Here is a 24,501-nt window from a genome sequence, read left to right as displayed (position 1 = left end):
ATATTTCAAAATGCACAATTATAATCGAAAGCTTATTTATCTCATTGCAATTCTGGTCATTTATGTGAGTTGTTTTGTTGGCTTTATTTTTTATTCCGTTACAAATTTTGCTTTTACAGATTTTTATAAACGGCTGGATCTGCGGCGAAATATTGCTGCTGAAAAATTTCTGAATAGTAAATCCGCCTCCCAGGCTGATCAGTGGAGCCTTGATTTTATAGAAAATCTCAATAATCAGCATGAATTTTTAGTGGAATTTGATAGCAATGGTGCTATTTTAAGAAGCCAGGGATTTCATCAAGAACTTTGGGATAAAATCAATAAAAAGGGAAGCTCAAATTTCAAGTCGGGTAATCAATTCTATTCAACTAAATATTTTTCGCAAAATGGTCGAAAGTATATTGTAGGCGCTTCCGCTGAAAATTACTTTTATACACACCATTTGGCCTACCTTCGTAATCTGCTTATTATAAGTCTGATTTTGGGAATTCTCTTTATATTCGTTGTTTCGGTTTTTATGAAACGTTCGTTCTTAAAACCAATACTAACCATGATGAAAGAGGTGCAAGAGATTGGTTCGGAAAATCTTTATAAACGATTGGATGAGGATAAATATAAAGGTGAGCTTCATGGTCTGGCACTCACATTTAATCGGATGTTGACGCGCTTGGAAACTTCTTTCGAAACACAAAAGAACTTTATCAGCAATGCGTCACATGAGCTAAATACACCCTTGACATCCATCATAGGACAGGCAGATCTTGCTTTATCCAAAGAAAGAACAACAGAGGAGTACCAACGAACATTATTTAAGATCATTGAGTCGGCAGAGCATTTGGAAAAGAAAACAAAAGCACTTTTACTGTTGGCGCGTACAGGTTTTGTTAATAATGCGACCGCATTTAGCCCCGTTCGTATTGATCAGATCGTGATGGACGCCGAGCTGACTGTTAAGGCCATCAATGATAAATTTAAGATTATCACAGATTTCAGTCTGTTACCAGATGATAGTATGCGACTTAAAGTGAATGGAAATGCAATTTTGCTACAGCTTGCGCTATCCAATATTATCAGTAATGCCTGTAAATATTCATCCGATAGGACTGCTTATATTGCTTTGGGGGCATTGGACAATAAAGTCTTTATTCTAATAAAAGACAAAGGTATCGGAATACCCTCCCGCGAATTGGATCATATCTACGACCCTTATTTTAGAGCGTCCAATACGAGTGGCATTGACGGTTATGGTATTGGACTTCCTTTGGCCAGAAATATTATTAAGTTGCATGGTGGGACATTGAAGGTCAATTCTGTTGTGAGTGAAGGCACCACTGTAGAAATTGAACTACCCACTTACCTTCGATTCTAATGTAGTTTTAATTTTGATCGTATTTCTAATCTCATTTTAATACTGTTGCTCGCTTTCTAATGGAAAGCTAATTTTAGATTCATTCCGTTGCCATATGTGCGTTTTAACTTTGCTAAAAAAAAAGCATGGCTAAAACAACGCGTATATTAATACCTAGTGATTTTACAGTTGATTCACTCCATTTTGTGCGTCAAAGTATTGAAGAGTCAATGGCTGATTCTATCGATATTATCCTTGTGTATGGCAATAAAAGCAGCACTTCTGCGAGTGAATTACTCGGAATTGGATTGGAAGATCAACTGGAAACACTTCAATCGGAATCTTTCTTAAAAGCCTGTAGCGGAATCTATCAGCGCTATAAAAACCGTAAGCTCAGTATTTTTGCGGATATTTTGGGTACCGATAACAGTCATTATTTGCAGCATTACCTAAAAGGACAGTCTGTAAATGAGGTCATAATACCACGTGATTATACCTATAAAAAGAAAACACGCAATTTTTTTAATGTCGCTAGTGCACTCCGTAAAGTCGAGAGTCAAATTCCCTCTACAATTTCATTTAAGGAACAACCAAGTATTAGAGACAGAGAAATCGGACTAATTGAATGATCGATCGGAGTTTTTACTGTTGTTTTTAGCTGAAATTCATCATTTATAACTTATCTTCTATCTATTTTTTATGGGGCATATACAAGGCGGACCATCACCTTTGCAACGGTTGGCTAGCTTATTACATACAGAACGAAAAACGATCAATTATATATTTATTTATGCCATCGTCATCGGTATTTTTAGTTTGACTATTCCAATAGGGATAACAGCTATCTTTAATTTTTTAAGCAATGGAGCGATGTATAGCTCTACCTATATCTTAATTGCTTTTGTGTTATTTGGCGTGATTGTGGGCGGGGTATTATTGATCGGACAATTGACCTTAGTCGAGTATTTAGAGCAGAAAATCTTTCTAAAATCGGCGGTTGAATTTTCTTATCGCCTGCCGAGAATTAAACCTGAAGAGTTACTTGGAAAAAATCTTGTGGAGTTGGTCAACCGATTTTTTGATGTTATCATTATCCAAAAGGGAATTATCAAACTTTTGATCGATATTATCGCTGCAGTGGTGACAATTTTCTTTAGTGTGGTCTTATTATCATTTTATCATCCTGCATTTCTAGCCTTTGGCCTTGTTGTCATTTTTTCTGTTATTACGATACTTGTTTTATACTATAAAAGAGGGTTGAAAACAAGTATTGAAGAGTCTGAATACAAATATGAGACGGTAGCCTATTTGGAAGCTGTTGCCGGACAAATTGACCATTATCGTGCTGATGAGACGAAAATGAACGAAGTGACAAAAACAACAGATTATATTGTCAGTAAGTATTTAGGGGCGAGGAACGATCATTTTAAGGTTTTAAAGCGTTTTTTTATTGGTTCTGTCCTACTTCGCACCCTGTTGTTTGGAGCGATGCTCTTGCTTGGATCTTATTTTGTTGTTGAGCGGCAAATGACTTTTGGTCAATTTGTTGCTGCTGAAGTTGTCATCGTTCAAATTGGTTATGCCATTGAAAAACTGATGACAAATTTGAATACTATTTTTGATATGCTTACTGGAGTTGTCAAATTGGCGGCTGTAACGGATCTTGCGTTGGAGGAGGACGCTGCGGTTTATGTTGATTAATAAGGATCGTTCGAGTCAGAAAACGCTCTCATGGAGAGATCTTTCCCATGATGCGGTTGATAAGTTATTGAAAGAGCGGGGATCCCTAGTCTTGGGGCGAATTCTTGTGTTTTCTGGGATTGTTTTTGTACTAGCACTTTTTCTCCCATGGAGGCAGACAATTCCTGGAGTAGGAACGGTTACTGCTTTACGTCCACAAGATAGACCACAGACTATCCAAAATCAGATTGGTGGGCGCATTGAATATTGGGCCGTTACTGAGGGGCAGGAAGTGAAGAAAGGTGATACGATTTTAGTGCTTTCGGAGACTTCTCAATCTTATTTTGATCCCATGTTACCATTGCGGTTAGAAGAGCAATTGAATGCCAAACAAAGCGGAGAAGATGCTGCTAATCAAAAAATGAAAGCCACTGAAGCGCAGATTCAGGCTTTACAAAATGGTTTGGATTTTCAGCTTAAGTCAGCTAAAAATAAGGTTATTCAAGCTCAAAATCTGGTAAAAATAGATAGCGCAGAATTGGTCGCTGTCATGAGCTTTTTTGAGACCAGTGAAAAGCGGCTCAAACGGTACGAAGAGGGCTATCGTGACGGCTTATTTTCGTTAACAGATATCGAAACAAGGCGCTTAAATCTGCAAAATGATCGAGCTAAAGTTGTAAGTGCAGATAACAAGTTGTCGAATTCAAGACAATCATTAACGAACGCCAGTATCGAATTGAACAACATCCGTGCAAAGTATAATGAATCATTGGCGAAAGCGCAGTCCGATTTAAGTTCCGCCTTTTCCTCCAAAGCCTCAGTTCAAGGGGATATCGCCAAATTGAGAAATGAGATATCCAATATTGATGTACGACGAGGGTTATATGTCGTGAGGGCTCCGCAAGATGGTTTTATTGTAAAAACCTTTAAGGCAGGAATTGGTGAAAATATGAAGGAGGGTGAGTCCGTTGCGACATTACAGCCTAAAAAACCACTGCTTGCCGTAGAACTTTATGTAAACGCGATGGATGTCCCACTGATTGAGCCGGAAAGTGATGTAAGGCTACAATTTGATGGCTGGCCATCGATCCAATTTTCCGGATGGCCGTCTGTCGCGGTCGGTACCTTTGCTGGAAAAGTTTCAGTCATTGATAAAGTGAGTAGTACGAATGGCCGATTTAGGATTTTGATACGCGCAACAGATCCTGTTCCGGAAGGAGATGAGCCTTGGCCTGTTCGGTTAAATCAGGGCTCAGGTGCATATGGCAGAGTTATTTTAAATAAAGTTCCTTTATGGTACGAGATATGGCGACAGTTGAATGGCTTTCCGCCGAGCTTGGAAAGAGAACCAAAAGAAAGTGAGAAAAAGTAATTGTTATATGAATAAATTGAATTTTATTTTTATCCTGTTTTGCATTTTTTTCTCTCCTCATCTTTCGGCTCAGGAAAAGGAGTATGGAGCAACGAATACTTTTACCGTGGATGACATGGAAGAGCTTTTAATGGCCAATCATCCCGTCGTTAAACAAGTGAATCTGCTGAGTGAAACTGCAAAAGCCCAGGTAACACAGGCGTTAGGGAAGTTTGATCCGACGTTAAATTCCAGTTTTAAAAATAAGCATTTTGGCAATACGGATTATTATAATCAGTGGAATAGTGAGCTAAAAATTCCTCTTTGGTTAGCTGGCGCAGATCTGAAAATTGCTTATGATCGAAATGTTGGTGATTATACAAACCCGCAATCCCGAACAAATAATGCAGGGCTTTCCGCAATCGGTTTAAGTATTCCATTGGGGCAAGGTTTAATCGTCGATAGCAGAAGAAATACGCTGCAGCAGGCAAAGGCTATGATCAGCTACCTCGAAGGCGAAAAGATAAAACAAATAAATGCCATTTGGTTTCAGGCACTTTCAGATTATTGGAATTGGTATTTTGCCTATCAGCAGTATCAGCTTTTATTAGAGGGTGTAAAATTGGCTGATCAACGGTTTAAAGCAATCAGTGAGCAGACGACGCTGGGAGATAAACCTGTAATTGATTCCATCGAAGCTTCGGTCGTTGTAAAAGAACGGCGGATAGAACTTTCAAAGTATGAAGTTGAACTTAAAAACGCGAAAATTGTATTGTCCAATCATCTGTGGAATGATCAACAATTTCCAGTAGAACTTCCCGATCATGCCATACCGCATAAGCTCGAAGATCCTGTTATTTTGCCAGATAATAGTGTGATCGAGGCGCTACTTGATTCGGCAAAAATTGCTCATCCCGAAATGATAAAGTTGGCGAGTAAAAATCAACAACTTCTATTTGAGGAACGTTATCGAAAAGAAATGCTTAAACCTAAATTTAATGTGTCAGGCACGCTCATTTCTAGCCGTCACGGTTTTAATGATTTTGTACCACCGCAGTATGATTTTAATTGGCAGAATTATAAAGTAGGTTTTGAATTTGCATTTCCACTTTTTATTCGCGCCGAACGTGGGAAGCTCAAAGAGGTACGGATTAAGCAAGATCAGCTGAGATTTGAACAGGTTGCGACCGAGAGAAATATTTACAATGAAGTCGTTAAAAAATATAATGATTTAAATGCTTACAGTAAACAGATTGAACTTCAATCGATCAATATAAGTAATCAGGAACTGCTTCTTCGGGGGGAATTAAATAAGTTTGAACTGGGTGAATCAACCTTGTTTGTAGTTAATAGTAGGGAAAACAAGCTGATCGAAATGCGGATCAAGCAAGAGAAGCTTGTTACGGACTACAGAAAGGCACTAGCGGAATTATATTACAAAGCCGGAACTAAATTTTAATCCCATTTTAATCTGTATCTTTTTTTTAATCTCATTTTAATATCGGTCTTAAAATTCTAATAGAAAGTTAATTCCAGATTCATTCGGTTGCCATGATGACCTATTAATTTTGTATAAAAATAATTGGATATGGCAAAGGCAATGCGTGTATTGATTCCAAGTGATTTTACGATTGATTCACTTTTTTTTGTGATTCATAGTATAGAGCAATCGAAAGCCGAAGAACTTGATATCATTCTTGTCTATGGTAATAAGAGCAGTACATCGATCAGCGAACTATTGGGAATCACATTGGATGACCAACTCAGTAATCTTCAATCGGAGGACTTTTTGAAGGCCTGCCAGATGATCTGTCATCGTTATGAAAATCGTAAGCTAAATATCTATACAGATATCATCGGCTCTGACAATCTCAATTATTTACAACATTATTTGCGCGGAGCTCGGATTGATGAAGTCAAAGTTCCCACAGATTATGAATTTGAAAAAAGAACACGGCATTTTTTCGACGTCGGACAGGCTTTGCTTCACTTGAGTAAAAGTAAACAGAAGAATGTCTCGATTGTCGCAAGACCTGGGACAAACAAAACAGGAGGAAATGTCTTGGCGGATTTATTTTTTAACAAGAAATGGGATGTTAACTATTAAGAGAAAAATATTGGCAAGGTTCAACTTCGTCTTGTTGTCCTTTTTGCTTTTAGGAGCTAGTTCAATGGTTATGTTTTATGAAAACCCCGAGCGGCTTTTAGAAGGAGAGTGGGAAGAGCAAGGTTGGTACTTTGAGAAAGTGGAGAAGTCTCCAACGTTCAAAAAACAGGCGGTTATCCATGAGGGAATAAAAGATGCTGCAATCGCTCACCTTCCACCCTTGCAGGATGGATTATGGCATTTTGAAAAAATGGGTGACAAAAATTTTATTGCCCATCATGAGGACAAACAATACAATTGGTTTTTGAAGGGACGAGGCCATATCCTTGAGCTTCGGAAAAATGATGAGCTTATAGAGAGCTTTGTCATACAAAAATTGAATAAAAACCAATTGATACTGCATCTTAACTTGGATATGCAGACGAAAGGAATCGCACGAATTGTGCTGAAAAAAGGAGGAAAGGAAAAATATGCTGAGAAAATATAGCAATCATAGAACGATTCAAGATAATATCAAATTAGGGGGAATAACTGCATTCTCTGCGGGAATGGTCAATGTCGCATCTGTCATTGTCTTTTTCTCGTTTACATCCAATGTAACAGGTTATTATGCTGTTTTTGCGCAAGAGATTGCGAAAGGAAATTGGTATCAAGGTGCAGTAGTGCTATTTTGGATTTTACTTTTTCTAGTGGGGAGTATGCTTTCGAATCTTATCATCATTCATGGTAAAGGACGTTTTAGCTCCTATCTGACACATTCCATTCCTTTGGCATTGGAAATACTGAGTATATTATTTGTCGGGATATATCTTGATGTATTTTATGAAGATTCTTTGAAAGAAACAGAGATACTTGTAGGTGCATTGCTGTTTGCAATGGGATTGCAAAATGGTTTAACAGCGAGCATATCGAATTCTGTTGTGAAAACGACACACTTGACAGGGCTAACGACAGATTTAGCAATATTGATTTCGATGTTCACTAAGGAGTCGAACCGAAGCAATAAGGCATTGGTCGACAAATTTCATTTGCTGCTGAGTATCGTGGGAGCCTATGTCATAGGAGGGCTTGTGAGCGGTATTTCATTCACCTATTTATCGAATAAGACATTTTACGTGGTTTGTTTTGTTCTTTTAATCATTGGTTTGTACGACCATTACAAATTGTATCTGTTGAAAAAGCAATTTGTGAATCGTCATCGTCAGCCAGTGGCAGCTTAGTTGACCGAGAAAGTTCTTGGTTAACTAAGCAAAAGGGCAAAGAGTTTAATCGCATTTCAAAAAATGCGATTTTTTTTGTCCAAAAAATGCTTATCTTCAACCTCGGTTATCACGCTCTGCCAAAGCGCATGAAACACTACTTAATCAATTTAAAACCACGTCATGATCAAATTCTTTTCCATCCGGCCTTTTTGGGCACTCTCTCTAATTTCTCTGTCAGTATCACCGCTCTGTGTAAAACAGGTTTGTGCGCAAGAATTGCACAGCCAAAGATCAGTACATGATCAACATAAAAACCAACAGAATCTTTTACGAGCAATTAAGTTAATTGATCGGTCAATGGAAGTCTATTTTTCTGGTGAAGATTTCAAAATGCATCGTTTTTATAATCCATTTACGCAGGTTCGATCCGAAGAAAAAGCGAGTGTATGGATGTACTCTGCTTCCATAGAAGCTGTAAATGCTGTGTTGAGCGGCTTGAAAAAGCAACAAAAGGCAGGTAATACCGAGCTTTACGGAAAGTATTATTCCCGCTATGTGGATTTATTGGCTAAGCTTCATGTAAATGCAGCTTATTATTTAGGGACATTTACGCTAACATCTTTTACACAACATAAAGAATGGACGGTGTATGCTGTCGATCGTGTCCGAGAAAAAGGAAAAGCAAATGTAACGGGAGTGCTGAATGTCTATGATGATCAGATGTGGCTGGTACGGGAATTATTGGAAGCTTATCACTTGACTGGGCAAGAACGCTATTTGCAAGAAGCTGAATACCTTACTGCTTATGTTCTTGATGGTTGGGATTGTACTTTGGATGAGAAAGGGAAAGAGCATGGTGGAATCCCATGGGGCCCAGGATATGTAACTAAGCATGCCTGTAGTAATGCACCGATTATTAGTCCGCTTGTTGCATTGTATGAAATCTATAAAAAGAAAGGAGATCAAATCGTTGCGCATTCCATTGATCCGAAAGATAAACTAACTCGTATTTCTAAAAAAGAGAAGAAGAGCGATTTTTATCTCCGTTATGCTAAAAGGATTTATGACTGGCAAAAGACGTATCTTCTTAATGAAAAGGGTGTTTATGCTGATATGATGGGTGATTGTTTTCCAGATTGTTCGATCGCTTATGAAACGGTCAACGGAGTACAATACCGAAAAAATACCGAGCTCAGAAAAGCGGTTGGAACAGCATTTTCCTATAATAGTGGAACGATGATTTCTGGAGCAGCAGACTTATATCGTGTTACGAAAGCAAAAAGCTATTTAGAAGATGGCAAGAAACTGGCCGATGCGACTTTTACTTATTTTGGAAAGTTAGGGCAGCAGATTCCTGAGCACTATACCTATGCGACAGATGGTTTTAATAATTGGTTTAACGGCGTGTTGTTAAGAGGGTATACCGCTATATCTCCGAATTACAGCAAGGCTGGACTGTATGCAAAATCTTTTCAGGATAACTTGGATTATGGCTATACCCACTTCTTGAAAGATGGATTTCTGCCGAATGACTTGCTTGGAGGCTGGGCAAATGATAAAGGCAAGAATGATTTGGAAGGAATGTTCATGTTCACTTATGCAGCACAGTATGCAACACTTGCGCAAGTTGAATCAACACAATAGGTGCACGCTTGGTCGGACACCTATTTTTATTCAGATATGATTATTTGCTCAGTTAAGATTTAGATAAAGTAGTTTGAGCGTCCTGAAATTCGGTAGGACTTTGGCCAAACTGCTTTTGAAAATTACGTGAGAAATGAGTAGCGGAACTGTAGCCCAATAAATTAGAAATTTCGTAAACTTTATATTGTTTTTGAATAAGCAGTTCTGCTGCTTTTCTGAGCCGAGTTAAATTAATCAGTTCATTGGGTGATAGGCTGGATACCACATTGATTTTGCGATAGAGTGTAGGTCTGCTCATACAGAGAATATCGGCCATTCTATCGACATTAAACTGTGGATCATCGAGATGTTGCATAATGATTTCTTCAATCTTCAGCAAGAACTCTTGTTCACTTTGATTTTGCCCGATCTGTTGGATTTGTGACATCGGATTTTTAATAAAAAACTCCTTGACCTTAACTCTATTCTTTAATAAACTGGCTATTTGTGCTCTTAAAAAAGCGGGCGAAAAAGGTTTTTCAATGTAAGCGTCGGCACCAAATTCTAAACCCTGAATTTTTGATTCAATACTATTTTTTGCCGTCAAAAGTATAACTGGAATATGTGCATAAGCGATATCCTCCTTAATTTTTTGACAGAGCTCAAAACCATCCATTTCTGGCATCATTACATCACTTACGATCAGATCGAAATATTCAGAGGCTAATAAATCTAGGGCTTCTCTTCCATTAGAACTCGTCGTTATCTGATAATCTTCATTGAGATCATCCGCAATAAATTCAAGCAGTTCGGTATGATCATCTACTAATAATAAATTGGATTTGGCATTCATAATTATGGGTTTGTATTGTGATTCAAAGGTAACGTCAAGCTAAATACGTTCAATTGGAGGTCGTTTGTACTATACAACAAGGTACCTTGGTGTTTTAAGGTTAGGGATCTTGTCAATGCCAAGCCTAGACCACTTCCGGGAACATTCTTATTTTGCTTTAAACGATTGAATGGTTCAAAAATTCTTTCCCTTTCTTCTGAAGGAATTAAAGCTCCGTCGTTTTTCACGGTCAATATAAAGATATTTTTCTGTTTATCCATATTCAAATTCACTTCAATATAGGATGAGGAATATTTAAGCGCATTATTCAATAAGTTGTAACAAATCTTGTCGAATGCGTCGATATCGACCTGACCTATAATATCAGGCATAATGTGCGACACAATCTGCTTTCCCTGCGCCTGGAGTGTGACCGTAAAATTGTTGATGATTTCCTGAACCGTTTGGCTTATGTTTTCTGACTCAAAGTGTAATTTGAATCCTTCCGTTTCGACCTGTCTAAAATCCAGTAACTGATTGCTAAGCGCAATCAACTTCTCCGTATTGTTCTGCATGGTCAATAATAGCTTGTTTGTTACAGGATTGTGATCTACCTTATCCATAAGCTTCTCTAAGGGGGCCTTGATCAATGTCAATGGTGTGCGTATTTCATGGGCAACATCGGTGTAAAAATTGATTTTTGAGCGGTAGAGTTCTTGCTCACGTAGATTTTGTACGGTTAGAAGGTGTTGTCGATTGCGTTGTTTGATCTTTTCATTGAAATGATGAATAACAAATACAATGAGCCCCACAAGGATTAGTGCGTAGCAAACAAAAGCTGGTATACTTGCCCATATAGGAGGAAGAATCGTGATTTTAAGACTAGCAAAGGTGGGTATTGTGTTACCATTTGGATCCTCCGCTTTTACGGTAAAAACATAGTTCCCAGGCGCAAGTTTGGTGAAGTAAGCACGTTGATTGCTTGTAATGTCTATCCAATTGTCGTCAAGACCATCCATTTTATAACTATAGTGAATCGAATGGGGGGCTTGGTAGTGTAATGCCGCAAAATCAAGACTGAAGGATGATTCGTCGTGTTTTAGTTTGATATTTTTTGTGAATAAGATTGATTTGGATAAAATACTTGCATCGGTATATTGATTGATCGCTCTATTGTTGATGTAAAAATTAGTGATATAAATCGGTATTTGATTCTTATAGTTAATTTGGTTTAGTTTTTCCGGGTTGAAACGTATAAGTCCATTGATGGTACCGAAGTAGAAGTTCCCATTGTCGTCATCAAAAGATGAATTGTAATTGAACTGAATCGTCGGTAGGCCTGACTCCAAGTTGAAGATCCGTTTTCTGCCATTGGGCAGATGATAGCGCACCAGCCCTTTAGAGGTACTTACCCAGAGATTCTGTTGTTTGTCTTCTAAAAATGCGAGCGTTACATTACTGGGCATTCCTTCTTCCAGGCCAATGTTTTCAAAACTGTCCTGATTTGATTTCTTCTTAGCCATTCCACCTTCAGTGGCGATCCAAATTTGATTTTTTGAATCCTCAAATAGACTATTGACCCTATTGTTAGGCAAAGAATTGGGGGCATTCTGATGATGTGTATAATGTTTGAAATAACCTGTGGTCGGATTATAGCAAAATAGCCCATCGCGCCATGTACCTACCCAGATATTTCCCTCTTTATCTTCCAAAATAGTCGTGTAAAACATGTATTCGGGGACATTATCAATGAGGTGAAAAGACTTTTTTTCAAAGTTAAACCGGTATAAGCCACGAGTTGATGCAGCTATAATGTCTCCTTTTCGAGTTTTATAGAGATAAAATAGAAAATTGCTTTGTAGATCAGAAGGGGTTGCATTGTTATTGCGATCGATGTGATAAATGACTTTTTGAAGCTTTGGCGAAAATATGTCCAGGCCATTGACGAAGGTGCCGATCAGTAGTTTATCACCAATAGGAAGAACGCCATGGATATTATTGTTTGCCAGATTCCCCTGCTTATCGGAAAAGTTTTGGATATTACCCGACTTAGGGTCCAGTTTAGATAGCCCTCCATTTTCGGTGCCTATCCATATATTCTGATCGATATCTTTTTTGATAATGCGTACAACAGAGCCTTTTAAGCTCCCGGGGCGATCTTGTGGGAGGAATTTTTCGATGATACTATTGTTCTTATGATAATAATTGATCCCACCAAAATAGGTTCCCAGCCAAATACCCTCATCCTTATCCTGTAGGATGTTATAAATGGCATTGTCAGATATACCCCAAGGGTTTTCTTGTTCTTTCTGAATGTTGATGTAACGTCGGCTAGCAATTTGATAAATGAAGAGGCCAGACTCCGTTGCAAACCAATATTCATGATCATTTGGCTGTATAATATCTCTGACATAGAGAAATTGATGCAGTTGATCTGGTCCAAGGATAGACTTAAGGGATTTATCTTGAAAGCGATAGCAATAAACACCAGTTTTTGAAGTACCAATCAATAAGTCTCCGTCACGGTTTTCCATTATTTTCTCAATACTAAACCAATCCTTAGCACCATATTTTGCTTGAAAGTCAAGCATGAGTACGGGTTTTCCGGAAAGACCTATTTGGAAGATTTTGCCTTCAGGAGTTCCAAAAAATACCGCTCCATTTTTTGTGCAGCTGATGGACGTAATGTAGAGATCTGACTTTGTAAATTGTTGAATTGCATGACTAACTAAATCATGGCAATAGAGCATTCCATTTGATATAAACCAAATCCTTTTGCGTTGATCGGTAATAATAACAGGGACGTCCGCATTTTCAAATTGTTTACTCAGCAGTCTAAATTGTTCATCGACGGGGTTGTAACAATAGATTCCCTGATCTGTACCAATCCAAATTCTCTTTCGAAAATCTTCTTTCAATGAAATGATATTATTGCCCCCCAGACTATTTTTTCCAGATTTTGACGCATCAAAATGTTTGAAATTATTACCATCAAAACGATTTAACCCATCTTTTGTACCGAACCAAAGAAAGCCCTGACTATCTTGCATACTACAAATGACAGCATTGTTAGACAATCCTTCATTGATTTGATAATGATTGAAATAATAGGGCTGCGCACAGAGCAACGAGGGAAGCAACAGAAAAAATAGAAGACGTAAAGGCTTTAGGTTGATCATGATCATTTGGTTATTGATACAAAATAGTGCTAAAATGAAACAATTTAATCTTAAAATTTCTGAAAAAATTAAGACTTTAGCTTATATATTGTAAGCGTTAAAATTATAAAAAATCTAGAAAAGGACGTAAGTTCTATCTAAACAAAGATTATAAACCATTTAAAATATTACGAATGAGAGGAAAATTGACCTTGCTTGGTCTTTCTGCAATGCTGGCATTTTGTGTGTCTTGTCAGCAATCGACTGGTTCCAAAACTTCAAAAGCAGATTCTTTATCGGCCTTCATGGATACCGCACAGTTCAGCGGAACTATTGATCAAAAACAGGCTTATCTATATGAACTGAGCAATAAAAATGGCGTACAAGCTTATTTTACCAATTTTGGTGCACGTTTAGTGGGATTATGGGTACCTGACAATAAGGGGGAGTTATGCGATGTTGTTTTGGGCTTTTCTAAAGCGGCTGATTATAATAATCCCAAAGAACCATTTTTTGGTACTATTGTAGGGCCTTTTGGTAATCGGATCGCTAAGGGAAAATTTAAGTTGGATGATAAAACCTATACATTGGCAGTAAATAACGGTCCTAATACGCTGCATGGAGGTTTTAAAGGTGTGCATTTTGCCAATTGGACATTAAAATCGTCAGATAAATCGTCTCTTACTTTTGCTTACACCTTACCTGATGGACACGAAGGGTTTCCAGGAAACATCCAAATGGAAGTGACTTATACGCTTAACGATAATAATGAATTGATGATTGCCTATCGTGCTACTTCCGATAAAAAGACGGTGATCAATTTGACCAACCATGCTTACTTTAATTTAAATGGTGAGGGAAGCGGTACAATTCTGGATCATCAGCTTCAATTGTTTGCGAATGAATACACACCAGTGGATAGTACACTAATACCAACAGGGCAATTAGCACCGGTAAAGGGAACAGCTTTTGATTTTACAACCTTGAAACCAATAGGAAAAGATATTAATGCCAATGATCAGCAACTGAGCTTTGGAAAGGGCTATGATCACAACTTTGTCTTAAGCAAGGAGAAAGATGGCGATTGGTACAAAGCAGCCCATGTGATTGGAGATAAATCGGGTATTGTTATGGATATTCTGACTGCAGAACCTGGAATACAATTTTATAGCGGTAATTTTATGAATGAACAAGTGCAATTGAAGAACGGGAAAAAAGACTCCTTTCGTACCGCCTTTTGCCTCGAACCGCAGCATTTTCCGGATGCCCCAAATCAGCTCAATTTTCCAACAACCGTCCTAAACCCTGGGCAAGTTTATCAAACGAAATCCCTGTATCGTTTTTCGGTAAAATAATACATATTTAATAATGATTGGTTTGAAAGTACACCACTGAAAAGAGGTGTACTTTCTCTTTTTAATAGACTTTAAAACGTTTTAGGTCTATTTTATTTCTTTGATACAAATAGGCAGTTTTTTGAGAAAAAACGAAAGTCTGTACGATTGAATATATCTTAATTTTGGACAAATCAATTATACAAACTAATCAATCTAGGTATGTTTAAGGGTCTTAAATGTCTGCCAATATCTGCTACATTGCTCTGCTGTGCGAGCAGTTTTATCCCCTTAGCAAAGGGAGCTAATTTAATTCCAGTTTCTCCAGGGGGGATCGAGTTGCAAAAAGCAATAAAAGGGGTTGTTAAGGATAAGGATGGCAATCCTATTGTAGGAGCGACGGTCGCATTGAAATCCAAACCCAATATTGCAGTCTCAACAGATGCCAAAGGTAATTTTAACCTGACAGGTGTCAATGCCGGTGAACTTTTGACCGTAAGATCTGTAGGCTACCTTTCCAAAGAAGTGATAGCAATCGCTGACTTGGCAATCACTTTGGAAGATGAAAACTCGCGCATTGATGAAGTGGTCGTTGTAGGTTACGGTACGCAGAAGAAAGAATCCGTTACCGGTGCAATCACCGCAATTTCTTCCCAGGATATCTCCAGATCTGTTGCTACAACAACGTCTGGAGCTTTGGTAGGTAAGATTGCAGGGGTCAATAGCCGGATGTCGGATGGGCGTCCGGGAGCTCCAACAGGAATCAGTATCCGCAATATGGGGACACCCTTATATGTGATCGACGGTGTTCAAAAGGATGAAGGGCAGTTCAATAATTTAGATTTCAATGATATTGAATCGGTTTCGGTATTAAAGGATGCGTCTGCTGCTATTTATGGTGTGCGTGCTGCCAACGGTGTTGTTGTGGTGACGACAAAGAAGGGGAAGCGTGGCGATAATAATACCTTTAATATCAATTCATATTATGGCTGGCAGAGTATGTTTCGTTTTCCCAAGCCAGCCGATGCCAGTACTTATATCAAAAGCTATATTCAGTCTGATGCTATTCTCGGAACTGAACATCCACAATATACGTTGGCAGATCTCGAAAAATGGCAACAAGGTACCGAGAAGGGATATCGTCCTTTTGATTGGTATGATTATATTCTCAAAACTAGCCCACAAACTTATATCTCGGGTAATGTCAGTGGTGGGTCCGAAAAAATTAATTATTACCTGAGTGTAGGGCATCTGGACCAGCAGTCCATCATCCGTAATTACGGCGGCTTCAATCGTACCAATGTGCAGATGAATATTGACGCGAATGTATCAAAACGATTAAAGATTGGTGCCAATTTGAATGGGCGGATCGAACAGCGCAAACAACCGGGCGTACCTGGTGCTGACGATACTTGGCAGGCTTTATTTGCGATATATCGGAACCTGCCTACTGCACGGCCTTTTGCCAACGACAATCCTTTATATCCAACGCAGACATCGCCCAATGCGGAAACTAACTTTGCGATGCTGAATTATGATCTGTCCGGTACTTATCAGGAAAAATGGCGGGTGATGCAGTTAAATTTTAATGCGGAATATAAGATCACAAATGATTTGATCGCTAAGGGAACAGTAGGCTATTATCTGGCCAATAAATGGATGGATAATCAGGAGTTTACCTATAAACTATATGGCTACGATGAGAAGACAGATACGTATCCGGTAACTTTTAGCATGGACAACCCTTGGCGGGAGAGATCTATTTCGCAGGTTGAAGAAATCTCAACCCAATTTACCTTAAATTATAACAAGCGATTCGGTAAACATGGAATCAATGCCGTGCTTGCTGCTGAGTCCATAAAAAGGGATAATCCAGATGTTTATGTACACGATCGTCCAGCCTCTAATGCCTTGAGTTTGATCTATTTTCAGACGATGGACACCTACAATGATACTGGAGTGAATACCCAGGCGAGAGCCGGTTTTGCAGGGCGGGTCAATTATGATTACGATCAGAAGTATCTTTTGGAGCTTTCTTCGCGCTATGACGGTTCATGGAAATTCGCGCCAGGAAGCCGATGGGGATTTTTTCCTTCGGTATCTGCAGGCTGGCGTGTTTCATCTGAAAAGTTCTGGTCTGAAGGTATGAGAAAGGTATTTGACGATGTGAAGTTAAGGGGATCTTATGGTGTATTGGGCGATGATAATTTGGATGCCTGGGAATATTTTGCTTTTGGTTATCTAAGTGGATATAATTATTTCCGAAAACCAGTCCGTGATGGCTATCAAAATATCGTCGGTTCAACAATTGACGGGAAGTATGTTATCGGTTCTCAAGCACGTGGCCTTCCCGTTAAAACGCTTTCTTGGATTCAGGCCCATATGCTAAATGTTGGTTTGGACTTTAGTACACTAAAAGGTAAATTAACAGGTTCGGTAGATGTCTTCCGTCGAAAAAGAACAGGGCTGCCTGCCAAGCGAGAAGATGTATTGATACCGAATGAAGTAGGCTTTAGTTTACCTTATGAAAATCTGAATTCGGATATTCATCAAGGTATCGATGGATCATTAATGTGGCGGAGTAGCGTCAATGGATTTAACTATTTCGTAGGCGGTAATTTCACTTTCGCACGGCAAACTGACGGCGAACAATATAAACCACGTTTTGGAAACTCTTTGGATCAATATCGAAAATCGATCTATGACCGTTATGCCTTTCTCAATTGGGGATTACATTCCATTGGACAATTCCAGTCGTGGGAAGAAATTGCCAATTATGATATAGACAATGACCGTAAAGGTAACTCATCGTTACGGCCGGGTGATATTAAGTATGAAGATATTAATGGCGATAAAGTGATCAATGAGCTGGATGAACGGCCAATCGGATATCGACAAGGCGGTCTTCCTTATTTTAATTACGGAATTAACCTTGGCGGCCAATTTAAGGGATTTGATTTGGCGATGGATTTCACCGGAGCAGCTTTTGCTTCTTTTAATCCCAGTTATGAAGCTGTTTTCCCTTTCCATGATGGTGGCAACAATCCGCAATACTATATGGAAAACCAGTGGATGCTGAGCGATATTACGGATCGAAATAGTGCATTGATCCCAGGAAAGTACCCTACATTAATTAAAGGAAATAGAGATCATAGTAATTATTGGCATAGCGACTTCTGGCTTACCAATGTCAACTATTTGAAATTAAGAAACCTGCAGATCGGATATACTTTACCAGAGAAGTGGATGAAACCTCGAGGAATTCAGAAATTGAGGATATATACCATGATGCAGAATCTGTTTAGCATAGATAATTTGGGTGATATGAAGATCGATCCAGAAATCACAAGTGATTCGGGCGTTCAGTACCCAACAAACAAAGTTATAAATGTTGGTGTTACCTTAACTTTTTAATAAGATGATAAATAAGAAAGTTATTTTATTGGGTGTATGTCTCGTATGTACATTTTCAAGCTGCAATAAATTTTTGGAACGGGAATCACAGGCTATTTTTACCGACGATCAGATATTTTCGGATCAGAATATGATAAAATCTGTGCTAGCGAATTATTATGGGCGGATTAGCTGGGGACAGCAATTTGGTGATAATGGATCTTTTGCGATGTTAGATGAGGCAGGATTTTCAAGCGGTGGTCCCAATACAATGCAGGAATTTCCGGATGACTTTTGGCGTATGTACGATTATGAACTGATTCGCAATTTGAATCAATTTATCGTAGGTGTTCGTCAGTCATCATTGGACGAAAATAATAAAAAGAGCATCGAAGGCGAGGCCAGATTTATTCGTGCTTGGACCTACTTTAATATGATCAAGCGTTTGGGCGGAGTTCCTTTGGTGGGTGATAAGATCTATGATTATACGGGCGGCATGGATCCAGCAGAGTTGCAGATACCTCGATCAACAGAAGCAGAGAGTTATAATTACGTGATTAGCGAATGTACCGAAGCGGCTAAAATGCTCGGTATAGAGAGAACAATAAGTTCCGCGCGAGCTAATAAATGGACAGCTTTGGCACTCAAGGCGCGAGCAAGTCTGTACGCCGCTTCTATAGCGAAGTATAACTATAAAACACCGGATGTCAAAACAGCAGGTAATGAGGTGGGGATTCCGGCAGCGGAAGCCAATAAATATTACCAGATAGCTTATGAATCCGCATTGGATATTATCAGCAATAGCCCTTATGCGCTCTATAATGGAAATGCCGACAAAGGAAAGAACTTCTATCTTGCTGTAAGTTCAAAATCAAGTAGCAATGAAGTTATTTGGGCCAAGGATTATGCGTATCCAGGTGAAACACATTTTTTCACCAACAATAACATTGCCTCATCCGTCCGTGGAGATATTGATGCCAATTTTGTTACGCCTGTTTTAAATTTGGTGGAAGCATTTGAATATACAGATGATCGAAATGGAGCATTGAAAACGAAGACTGCTACGGGAGATTACATTTACTATAACAATCCCGAAGAGATATTCGCCCATAAGGACGCGCGTCTGTATGGTACTGTGATTTACTCTGGTGCTGATTTTGCTGGTACAAAAATCACTTATCAAGCCGGTGTTAGATACAAAGAAGGAGGTGTTTGGAAGACGATGACCGCAATACCCGGTACTTCTAAGCCCGAATTCGGAGGAATTATTACGAGTAAAGATGGACCTACGACTTCCAACGATATGTATGTCAACAAAACTGGGTTTAATATCAGGAAATTTATCGACGAAAATAAAGATGCCTCTACTCGTGGGCGTGGATCAGATATCTGGTTTGTGCGCTTCCGTTATGCTGAATTTTTGTTGATCGCTGCAGAGGCAGGGCTTGAACTTGGTAAACCGCAAGCTGAGTTAACGGGGTATGTCAATAAGATTAGGGAGCGCGCGGGGATACAGGCATTGACAACCGTTTCCCTGAATGATATTATTCAGGAGCGCCGGGTTGAATTTGCCTTCGAAGATCATCGTTATTGGGATCTGAAGCGTTTGCGAATTGCCCATGAAATCTGGAACGGAAGCGCTGATAATTACAATGCGGTACACTATGCTCTATTTCCATATAAAATATATGCTCCGGGGGATCCGAACGATGGTAAATGGGTTTTTGAGAAACAGAAATCGAGTCATACGCTCTATCCACGAAATTTTAAATATCAAAACTATTATAATTTCATTGACCAAAATTGGATTAATAACAATCCGAAGCTAGTCCGAAATCCTTATCAATAGCATTACTCTTATGAAAACTTTTTTTTGTAAATTAATAGTCAGTTTGTGTTTGCTCTTGGGTGTTTTTGCTTGTGGCAAAGATAATTATGATGCGCCACAAAGTACATTAACTGGTCATGTAACCTATAATTCCAAAGCTTTGGGGCTGAGAGGATCCAATCAATCGGTCTATCTTCAACTCTGGCAGGATGGTTATCAATTTCGGTCTCCTATTAATGTTTACTTGACCCAAGATGGTTCGTTTTCCGCAAAACTGTTTGATGGAAAGTACAAATTGGTGACGACAAGTGGAAATGGACCATGGTTGAGCAGTACCGATACCTTGCTGGTTGATGTAAAGGGTAATACCACAGTAGATTACCAGGTGAAACCTTATTACATGATGAGTAATATAACCTATAACGTACAAGGAAATACCCTTAAAGCATCTTTTGATATCGAAACGATAGATGCTTCAAGAACCATTGATTTAGTCACTTTACTGGTCAATGATACAAAATTTGTGGATTTGGGCCAATATACTTACAAGATTGAACAAACTGGAATAAATGCCGGCCATGTCGAATTAGAACTGGATATCAAAGATATTTTGACGAAGAGTGCTGCAGTGTATGCACGAGTGGGATTGCGGGTAAATGGTATTACTGAAGCCCTGTACGATAGTGAACCAAAGAAACTAAAATAAAAAATGATTAAAAGAATTGGCTTTTTAAACTTATTGATGGGGATTGGTTTAGCTGCGTCGGCACAATCCGGAATTGCGACTTCCGTAAACCAATTGCCCTTAACAGGTAAAAATACACAATATGTAAATAATAGGGCTCCGTTAAAACAAAATACCCTGCTGAAGTTGCCGGTGGGGAGTATTATGCCCGAAGGCTGGTTAGGGAAGTACCTCGAGTTGCAAAAAGATGGTCTTACAGGCCATTTGGGAGAAATTAGTGCCTGGTTGTCCAAAAAAAATAATGCTTGGTTAAGTACGGATGGGAAAGGAGATTATGGCTGGGAAGAAGTTCCTTATTGGTTAAAAGGCTACGCTAATTTGGGCTACATCTTGAAAGATCCTAAGATAATAGCAGAGTCAAAAATCTGGTTAGAGGCCGCGCTAAAAAGCCAGCGTCCTGATGGATACTTTGGCCCATTGATCCTGCGTAATAACAAGCCGGATCTTTGGGGTAATATGTTGATGTTATGGTGTTTGCAGTCCTATTATGAATATAGCGGTGACCAGCGTGTTTTAACGTTGATGACCAATTATTTTAAATGGCAGGCCAATTTGCCGGATAGTTTTTTTCTCAAGGATTATTGGGAGAACAGTCGTGGTGGTGACAATTTGCTATCCGTATATTGGCTCTATAACAGAACACAAGGTAATGAATGGTTGATGGATTTAGCGGATAAAATCCATCGGAATACAGCCAATTGGCGGCAGAAAGATGATTTGCCCAATTGGCATAATGTCAACGTAGCGCAGTGTTTTAGAGAGCCAGCAACCTATTATCTGAAAAGCCAGTCGACTGCAGATCTTAACGCAACCTACGATAATTTTAATTTTGTCAGACAAGTATTTGGTCAGGTTCCGGGCGGCATGTTCGGTGCCGATGAAAATGCACGTCCGGGATATACCGATCCCCGTCAGGGAGTGGAAACCTGTGGAATGGTGGAGCAGATGGCTTCCAATGAAATCCTTCTCGGGATAACAGGCGATCCTTTTTGGGCGGATCATGCGGAGGAAGTTGCTTTTAATACCTACCCAGCCGCTGTGACAGCCGATTTTAAAGCATTACGCTATATCACGAGCCCTAATATGACTATCAGCGATAGCCATAATCATGCTCCTGGGATTGATAATAATGGGCCATTTTTAATGATGAACCCTTTCAGTTCACGTTGTTGTCAACATAATCACAGTCAGGGCTGGCCATATTATGCGGAGCATCTGTATATGGCAACAAATGATAATGGTGTTGCGGCAGTACTTTATGCCGCATCAAAAGCTGAAGTCAAAGTCGGAAACAATCAATCCATTCAGATCAGACAAGAATCCAATTATCCGTTTGAAGAATCGCTGCGATTTGAAATAGGAACACAGGGTAAAACGGTTGATTTTCCCTTTTATCTCCGTATACCTGCCTGGGCGAAACAAGCCAAAGTAACGGTTAATGGTAAAAGTCAGGCTATAGAAGCTGGAGCAAAATATATTCGGATTGAACGGAAATGGAAAGACGGCGACAAGGTCGAACTCTCCTTACCGATGACCATAGATCTGAAAACATGGACTGCCAATAAAAATTCAGTTAGTATCCAGCGTGGACCATTGACCTATGCACTCAAAATCAAAGAGAATTATGTGAAAAAGGATAGTAAGGCTTCGGCAATTGGGGATTCTAAATGGCAGGAGACTGCAGATCCATCAAAATGGCCATCCTATGAAATCCTTCCTGCAAGTGACTGGAATTACGGACTTGTACAAAATCAGCTACAAGCTGTTGACCAACTAAAAGTAGTCAAACGACCATGGCCTAAAGACGCATTTCCTTTCGACGCAGAAGCAGTACCTATTTCGATTCTTGTGAAAGCGAAACGTATTGATGGATGGAAAATTGATGAAAATGGACTAACGGGCGTATTGCCCCTGAGTCCGGTGGAAAGCAAGGGCGAGGTACAGGAAGTTGAACTGATTCCCATGGGAGCAGCACGTTTGCGCATTGCTGCTTTTCCAACTGTGAAATAATGTAAATACGATATATAAATAAATGACTTAACGATTTTTTATGATGAAGAAAACCTTATTTTTTGCCAGTTTGATGATGGCAGCACAATTGAACTTTGCTCAGGATTGGAAACCCGCAGGGTCACATATATTAACCCCTTGGGGCGAGAAAGTAACGGCACAAAAGCCACATCCTGAATATCCTAGACCACAATTAACCAGAACCAATAACTGGCAGAATTTAAATGGACTATGGAAATATGCTGTCACTCCAGTAGGTACTAAAGAGATTCCTCGTCAATGGGACGGCAATATCCTTGTTCCTTTTGCTATTGAATCGGCATTGTCCGGTGTTGGTAAAGAGGTCGGAAAAGATAAAGCGTTATGGTATAATAATACCATAACATTGGACAAGTCTGTCAATAAAAATAAGGTCCTGTTGCATTTCGGTGCCGTAGATTGGCAATGTGATGTGTATGTAAATAACCAATTGGTCGGAAGACATGAAGGTGGTTTTGATCCATTTTCGATGGACGTGACAAGCTTTCTAAAGAAAGGCGCAAAACAGGAAATAGCCATTCGGGTATGGGATCCGACTGATGATGGCCCACAACCACGGGGTAAACAGGTGAACAAGCCGAATGGTATATGGTATACACCAGTGACGGGAATTTGGCAGACCGTTTGGTTAGAAAGTGTCCCCCAAACTTACATCGTGAGTACCAAACAGACTCCGCGTTTGGACGATGGAGTCTTGGCCTTTCAGGCTTCCGTAGAAGGAAGTCAAGCCGGTGACGAAATAAAGGTGCGTGCATTGGATGGCGGAAAGGTTATTAAAGAACAAACAGGACAACCGAATACATCGTTCGATCTTTCGGTACCTAATCTGGAGCCATGGTCCCCAAGTAACCCTAAGCTCTATGATCTAGAAATTCAGCTGATTCGAAAAGGAAAAGTCGTAGATCAGGCGAAAAGCTATTTTGCCATGCGGAAAATAGCCATGCAGAAAGACGAAAATGGCGTTCAACGTTTAATGCTAAACAATAAGTTTACTTTCCAATATGGTCCATTGGATCAAGGCTGGTGGCCAGATGGTCTACATACAGCACCTACGGATGAAGCGCTGAAGTTTGATGTTGTCAAAACAAAGGAAATGGGATTCAATATGATCCGTAAACATATCAAAGTTGAACCGGCGCGCTGGTACCGTTACTGCGATAGTATAGGTATGCTTGTCTGGCAAGATATGCCTAGCGGCGATCTTGGCGGAAACCATTGGGATATGCAACCGGGAAAGATTTCGGGAGGAAATAGGGATAAAGTACGTTCGCAGGAATCTGAAGGGTATTACAGAAAAGAGTGGAAAACCATTATGGAAGTGTTGCACAACTATCCAAGCATCGTCATTTGGGTACCTTTTAATGAGGCTTGGGGGCAATTCAAAACGAAGGAAATAACGGAATGGACAATGGCTAATGACCCTTCAAGACTCGTAAATAGTGCCAGCGGTGGTAACTTTATGGAAACTGGACATATCTTGGATATCCACAATTATCCCGATGCAGCCATGCCTGATCCAAATTTATTCGGCGCTAAACAAGTGCTTGCTTTGGGTGAATTTGGTGGTTTGGGATTACCGATCGATGGGCACTCCTGGCAACAAAAAGACAACTGGGGATACCAAAGTTTTAAAAATAAAACGGAATTATTGGAGCGCTATAAACGTCTGATCCATGACTTGACACGTCTAATTCCTATGGGATTGTCTGCCGCTGTTTATACACAGACGACAGATGTGGAAGTAGAAACAAATGGTTTGATGACCTATGATCGTAAAGTTGTCAAAATGCCTGAAGCAGAATTAAAAGCTGCACATCAGGCGCTTTATAATGCACCTACCAAATAACTGAT

General features: G+C 39.5%; 17 protein-coding genes. 15 read left to right on the top strand and 2 right to left on the bottom strand.

What is annotated here, in order from left to right:
- Positions 1-10 precede the first annotated feature (10 nt).
- The 9 genes from ACHWSC_RS13250 (at position 11) to ACHWSC_RS13210 (ending at position 9,332) form a co-directional block, all read left to right on the top strand.
- Entirely contained in the window at positions 11-1,369 is a 1,359-nt protein-coding gene (locus ACHWSC_RS13250; RefSeq protein WP_394677064.1) for an ATP-binding protein, read from the top strand.
- Between the two features lie 125 nt (positions 1,370-1,494).
- Positions 1,495-1,977, top strand: a complete 483-nt coding sequence (locus ACHWSC_RS13245) for a hypothetical protein (protein WP_394677063.1) — start codon at positions 1,495-1,497, stop codon at positions 1,975-1,977.
- A gap of 70 nt (positions 1,978-2,047) precedes the next feature.
- Positions 2,048-3,049 carry an ABC transporter transmembrane domain-containing protein gene (locus ACHWSC_RS13240; protein ID WP_394677062.1) on the top strand — a complete coding sequence of 334 codons (1,002 nt, stop codon included), beginning with the start codon at positions 2,048-2,050 and terminating at the stop codon, positions 3,047-3,049.
- Positions 3,039-4,400: an HlyD family secretion protein gene (locus tag ACHWSC_RS13235; protein WP_394677061.1), complete on the top strand. Its 1,362-nt coding sequence runs from the start codon at positions 3,039-3,041 to the stop codon at positions 4,398-4,400. The genes ACHWSC_RS13240 and ACHWSC_RS13235 overlap by 11 nt, the downstream gene beginning before the upstream one ends.
- A gap of 7 nt (positions 4,401-4,407) precedes the next feature.
- Positions 4,408-5,838: a TolC family protein gene (locus tag ACHWSC_RS13230; protein ID WP_394677060.1), complete on the top strand. Its 1,431-nt coding sequence runs from the start codon at positions 4,408-4,410 to the stop codon at positions 5,836-5,838.
- 129 nt (positions 5,839-5,967) lie between these two features.
- Positions 5,968-6,486: a hypothetical protein gene (locus tag ACHWSC_RS13225; RefSeq protein WP_075993469.1), complete on the top strand. Its 519-nt coding sequence runs from the start codon at positions 5,968-5,970 to the stop codon at positions 6,484-6,486.
- Positions 6,473-6,973, top strand: a complete 501-nt coding sequence (locus tag ACHWSC_RS13220) for a hypothetical protein (RefSeq protein ID WP_075993468.1) — start codon at positions 6,473-6,475, stop codon at positions 6,971-6,973. Before ACHWSC_RS13225 ends, ACHWSC_RS13220 begins: the two co-directional genes overlap by 14 nt.
- Complete coding sequence (locus tag ACHWSC_RS13215; RefSeq protein ID WP_201669238.1) at positions 6,957-7,706, top strand: YoaK family protein; 750 nt, start codon at positions 6,957-6,959, stop codon at positions 7,704-7,706. Before ACHWSC_RS13220 ends, ACHWSC_RS13215 begins: the two co-directional genes overlap by 17 nt.
- 162 nt (positions 7,707-7,868) lie before the next feature.
- Positions 7,869-9,332: a glycoside hydrolase family 76 protein gene (locus ACHWSC_RS13210; RefSeq protein ID WP_394677059.1), complete on the top strand. Its 1,464-nt coding sequence runs from the start codon at positions 7,869-7,871 to the stop codon at positions 9,330-9,332.
- A gap of 52 nt (positions 9,333-9,384) precedes the next feature.
- Here the strand turns inward: ACHWSC_RS13210 and ACHWSC_RS13205 are convergent, their stop codons facing one another.
- Positions 9,385-10,164 (bottom strand): response regulator, encoded by a 780-nt coding sequence (locus ACHWSC_RS13205; protein ID WP_394677058.1) that lies wholly within the window; start codon positions 10,162-10,164, stop codon positions 9,385-9,387.
- A 2-nt stretch (positions 10,165-10,166) separates the two neighbouring features.
- The gene (locus ACHWSC_RS13200) at positions 10,167-13,322 is read right to left on the bottom strand and encodes a two-component regulator propeller domain-containing protein (RefSeq protein ID WP_394677057.1); all 3,156 of its coding nucleotides are present in this window, start codon (positions 13,320-13,322) and stop codon (positions 10,167-10,169) included.
- Between the two features lie 173 nt (positions 13,323-13,495).
- Here ACHWSC_RS13200 and ACHWSC_RS13195 point away from each other — a divergent pair, with 173 nt between their 5' ends.
- The 6 genes from ACHWSC_RS13195 (at position 13,496) to ACHWSC_RS13170 (ending at position 24,496) form a co-directional block, all read left to right on the top strand.
- The gene (locus ACHWSC_RS13195) at positions 13,496-14,656 is read left to right on the top strand and encodes an aldose epimerase family protein (protein WP_394677056.1); all 1,161 of its coding nucleotides are present in this window, start codon (positions 13,496-13,498) and stop codon (positions 14,654-14,656) included.
- Positions 14,657-14,857: 201 nt separating this feature from the next.
- Entirely contained in the window at positions 14,858-18,049 is a 3,192-nt protein-coding gene (locus ACHWSC_RS13190) for a SusC/RagA family TonB-linked outer membrane protein (RefSeq protein ID WP_394677055.1), read from the top strand.
- Positions 18,050-18,053: 4 nt separating this feature from the next.
- Positions 18,054-19,877, top strand: a complete 1,824-nt coding sequence (locus ACHWSC_RS13185) for a RagB/SusD family nutrient uptake outer membrane protein (RefSeq protein WP_394677054.1) — start codon at positions 18,054-18,056, stop codon at positions 19,875-19,877.
- A 10-nt stretch (positions 19,878-19,887) separates the two neighbouring features.
- Positions 19,888-20,562: a DUF3823 domain-containing protein gene (locus tag ACHWSC_RS13180; RefSeq protein WP_394677053.1), complete on the top strand. Its 675-nt coding sequence runs from the start codon at positions 19,888-19,890 to the stop codon at positions 20,560-20,562.
- Positions 20,563-20,565: 3 nt separating this feature from the next.
- Positions 20,566-22,611 (top strand): beta-L-arabinofuranosidase domain-containing protein, encoded by a 2,046-nt coding sequence (locus ACHWSC_RS13175; protein ID WP_394677052.1) that lies wholly within the window; start codon positions 20,566-20,568, stop codon positions 22,609-22,611.
- 40 nt (positions 22,612-22,651) lie between these two features.
- Positions 22,652-24,496, top strand: a complete 1,845-nt coding sequence (locus ACHWSC_RS13170) for a glycoside hydrolase family 2 protein (RefSeq protein WP_394677051.1) — start codon at positions 22,652-22,654, stop codon at positions 24,494-24,496.
- Positions 24,497-24,501 lie beyond the last annotated feature (5 nt).

It is taken from the genome of uncultured Sphingobacterium sp. (genome assembly GCF_964277905.1).
GTDB classification, from domain to species: domain Bacteria; phylum Bacteroidota; class Bacteroidia; order Sphingobacteriales; family Sphingobacteriaceae; genus Sphingobacterium; species Sphingobacterium siyangense.
The sequence above is the reverse complement of the archived record's forward strand: the minus strand, read 5'-3'. Positions and strand labels throughout refer to the sequence as shown.